The 2,693-nt window shown below is 51.2% G+C and carries 2 protein-coding genes; both read left to right on the forward strand.

Annotated elements, in window-relative coordinates:
- Positions 1–445 precede the first annotated feature (445 nt).
- Positions 446–1,078 (forward strand): hypothetical protein, encoded by a 633-nt coding sequence (locus ABD892_RS11115; protein ID WP_345195719.1) that lies wholly within the window; start codon positions 446–448, stop codon positions 1,076–1,078.
- Between the two features lie 209 nt (positions 1,079–1,287).
- Entirely contained in the window at positions 1,288–2,607 is a 1,320-nt protein-coding gene (locus ABD892_RS11120) for a Tle-like phospholipase domain-containing protein (protein ID WP_345195720.1), read from the forward strand.
- Positions 2,608–2,693: the final 86 nt, after the last annotated feature.

Below are 2,693 nucleotides of genomic sequence, written 5' to 3' on the forward strand. Positions count from 1 at the left end.
AGAAAGCAGAAGAAAGCTTCACGAAGCACAGCGTTTCTGGCTGAAGTCCTTGCGGGGCAAGGGGCTTCATGATCTTGCCGTGATCCGGCGGGCTATGCCCTGGTCATTTTTACGGATGAGCCATTGTTGGATAAAGAGACAGTATCTGACTACTTGCAGGATTATGCGCCGCCTAGTTCCGATGGCTTATCCAGTATCTACTTCCTCATATCCTATGATCCTGAGATGGAATGTTGTCCTTTTTTTCAAATCAAGTAGATCTCAGATGCTTGTAGAGCCAGCGATGTTATTGCATTCGGTTGAAATTATCGGAAATACCCGTTAGTTATGGGGTGAGAAGGGATTCTCCGGCATTTTGTGTGATGAATCTCTTGCCAATGTATTTCCACTGAACGTCTCTTCGTGAAGTGCAGTATCTGTCTACGTCAACCATGGAAACTAGGCTATGACTGGTTTAAAAAAGGCGATCTTCGGCCTGACTTTTTTTACCCTGCTGTTAGGCGGGTGCTCCAATGTAAAAACCATTCCCTTAAGCGATACGGCGCGACAATCGGTAGCTGAGGTGATGGTTTCTCCATCGGTGACCGTCACGCCTGATGTGTTTTATAACGGACCCTACGAGTCAGCAGAATTTGCCCTGGGAGGATTGGTGGGCGCAGCTGTGGGGCAGGCGGGGCAGAACAGCCGCGTCCGGATCGAAAACACGATGAAGGCCAGCGACATCGGTGCGATTTTTACCAAGGCCTTCCGGCAACAGTTGCAGGCCAGTGGCACCTTCAACCTTGTCGAACGCGAGGCCGCCAACACGGGCGTGTTTAGCTTTGAGATCCGGCTCTATGGCCTGGGACAGACACAGGGCTTCAGTCACACCCTCTATCCTCTTCTGGGCGTCAAAGGCACGCTGACCGACAGCGAAGGCCGCATTCTCTGGCAGCAGTATGCCGATATTACCCCGCTCAACTCACAGAATACCCTCGGGTATGACATGAACGTCTATCTGCAGGACCCTGCCCGGGTGAGTGAGGTGTTCCAGAATGCCTCAACGGTTATCAGCCGACAGTTTATGGAGGCGTTGTAGCGATTACGGCGTGATACCGGCTGTCTTCTGGTAGGTTGGCACTGGTCTCATCGGGAGCGCAATAATGGGCGCGTACTCCTGGGGCGGGTGCTGGCCGATGGGGATTTTTTATCCAGATGCCGGGTTATGCCCACCTCCCTCGAACCAAAGGTTATAAGCCCCTTCCTGCTAAAATTAAAACATCAAAGGGACTTTGAGCTAGCGGAAGCATGAGTGGGAAAGTTGGTGATAACGGTCCGATATTACCCCGTGGCGGCATAGAGTCCGTTGTTATTCCAAATGAGAGTAAGGCAACTCGCAACGGGGTTAGTGTATCAAAAATGGATGGCATGCCGATCGTTCAGCAGGCTTGCCAGGCAGATGCCGAGAGCAGCGTACCTGTTTCACAGAAAACCCTGAGTGTTCGTAAAGTTGCGCAGAAAAAGGTGCAGGCTGCCCAATTAAGACTGTTAAACAACACTAAAGCGGTCGTCAGTAGGGTTTTGGGGAGAGCCAATGGATCCTCTGGGACAGATCGCTTTGAACGACAGTTGAAGCGGGAGGTCTTTATCGAAGGGAGGATGCAGGGGTTAAACCGGTTAGAATCCACATCAGAAACGCATCTGGATAAAAACGTCAAAAAGGCCATTTCCCTGGGCAAGAGGTTGATCAGGCAGCGAGGCGATATTGTTCTCAATTCGATTGAGGCCGGTGAAAAAAAGCGTGTCCAGCACTCCCCTGTGTCAGAGGTAAAAGGGCTGACGGATTTTTTGAAACTGAACCGAGCCGAGCAGGAAAATATTGCTAACCACGTCTTGCTGTGTGATGCCGCTTATCAGGGCTTTGACCCGGATTTTGAAGAGATCTGCTTGCCCCCCGGCTGTACTCTGCTGAAACAGGAAGAGTTGCCAGTCGAGCTGCAGATGCTATACGACGAAGCCACGGGGCTGATTCATGCGCCAGACAATGCGAAAGCCATGTTGGTTCGCAAAGGTGAGGCGATCGTCGTTATTTTTGCGGGCACAGAGCCCGGATCAAAACGCGTAACAGGCCGTAGCAGCACCATTAAAACGGATATTACCCAATGGTTAGGCATGGATTCGCCCATGTACAGAAGTGCGGCCGCAGTATTTGATCTCCTGTTAGGCCATCCGCCATTAAAGGATTCGGTGATGCTGACAGCAGGCCACTCGCTGGCGGGCGGGCTGGCATCGTTTGCCTACACGGCGGTACAGGGGCGGTATGCGCCTGAGCGTTTGGGTGGCGTGATTACGGTCAATTCTGCCGGATTGTCATGGAGAACATTGAATAAACTGGGTGAAGCACGGGTGAATCTCGCGAAAGACAGCATTCAAAATATCAGGATAAAAGGGGATCCAGTATCGCCCAGTGGCAGGAAGAAAGCCGGGCTAGCAATCAAAGGACAGTTGATCGGCTCAATCATGACATTGCCTGATCCTGAAAAGCGCGGGGTTGGCGTACATCGTACCACAGTGGCAATTGATGTGATTGACGCGCATATGTCAGCGCAAATTAAAAAAGATTCTTGATGCCTCTAGGAGCTGTTGACGTTTCACATTGGTAACCAGACAAAAGCACAAGCCAGAGCTACGACACTGACAAAGTTTCGCTTTAG

This window comes from Kistimonas scapharcae (assembly GCF_039540975.1).
GTDB classification, from domain to species: Bacteria; Pseudomonadota; Gammaproteobacteria; order Pseudomonadales; family Endozoicomonadaceae; genus Kistimonas; species Kistimonas scapharcae.

Coding starts and splice junctions, on each gene's coding strand:
- ABD892_RS11115 (WP_345195719.1), top strand. CDS start 446: ATGACTGGTTTAAAAAAGGCGATCTTCGGCCTGACTTTTTTTACCCTG.
- ABD892_RS11120 (WP_345195720.1), top strand. CDS start 1,288: ATGAGTGGGAAAGTTGGTGATAACGGTCCGATATTACCCCGTGGCGGC.